Annotated in this window: 1 pseudogene; it reads right to left on the bottom strand. The window is 69.9% G+C overall.

Annotated features, from left to right (window positions below):
* A pseudogene (locus IG78_RS0141055) lies at positions 1-1,008 on the bottom strand (alpha-1,4-glucan--maltose-1-phosphate maltosyltransferase); the annotation flags it as partial.

Below are 1,008 nucleotides of genomic sequence, written 5' to 3'. Positions count from 1 at the left end.
GCGGTTGAGCGCGGTGATCAGGGGGGTGATGGTGCGGCCTTCGCGCTCGGCCGCCGCCCAGTCGCGGGGGCGCAGTTGGTACTTCTCGGAGTGCAGGTACTCCTCGCTGCCGGGCCGCACCGGCGTGTTCTCGCACAGCTCGAAGCCGCTGTACATGCCCCAGGTCGGCGAGAGCGTGGCGGCGAGCACCGCGCGGGCCTCGAAGGCGGGCCGCCCGCCGTCCTGGAGGTAGGCGTGCAGGATGTCGGGGGTGTTCACGAAGAAGTTCGGCCGCAGGTAGTGCGCCGTCTCCGTCGACAGCTCCTGTAGGTATTCGGTGAGTTCTTGTTTCGTGTTGCGCCAGGTGAAGTACGTGTACGACTGGTGGAAGCCGATCGCCGCGAGGGTGCGCAGCATCGCGGGGCGGGTGAAGGCTTCGGCGAGGAAGAGGACGTCGGGGTCGGTGCGGTGGATGTCGGCCAGGACCTGTTCCCAGAAGGCGACGGGTTTGGTGTGGGGGTTGTCGACGCGGAAGACGCGCACGCCGTGGCCCATCCACAGGCGCAGCAGGCGGATGGTCTCGGTGAGCAGTCCCGGCAGGTCGCGGTCGAAGGCCAGGGGGTAGATGTCCTGGTACTTCTTGGGCGGGTTCTCGGCGTAGGCGATGGTGCCGTCGGCGCGGTGGGTGAACCAGTGGGGGTGTTTGTCCACCCAGGGGTGGTCGGGGGAGCACTGCAGGGCGAAGTCCAGGGCCACTTCCAGGCCCAGGCGCCCGGCCTCGGCGACGAAGGCGTCGAAGTCCTCCAGGGTGCCCAGGTCGGGGTGGACGGCGTCGTGGCCGCCCTCGGGGGAGCCGATGGCCCAGGGCACGCCGACGTCGTGGGGTCCTGCGGACAGGGTGTTGTCGGCGCCCTTGCGGAAGGTGGTGCCGATGGGGTGCACGGGCGGCAGATAGACGACGTCGAAGCCCATCTCCGCGATCGCGGGAAGCCGCCGCGCGGCGCTGCGGAACGTTCCCGAGACCGGCGC

Source organism: Streptomyces aureocirculatus, from assembly GCF_000720475.1.
Lineage (GTDB): Bacteria > Actinomycetota > Actinomycetes > Streptomycetales > Streptomycetaceae > Streptomyces > Streptomyces aureocirculatus.
This window is presented reverse-complemented; position numbering and strand designations above follow the sequence as displayed.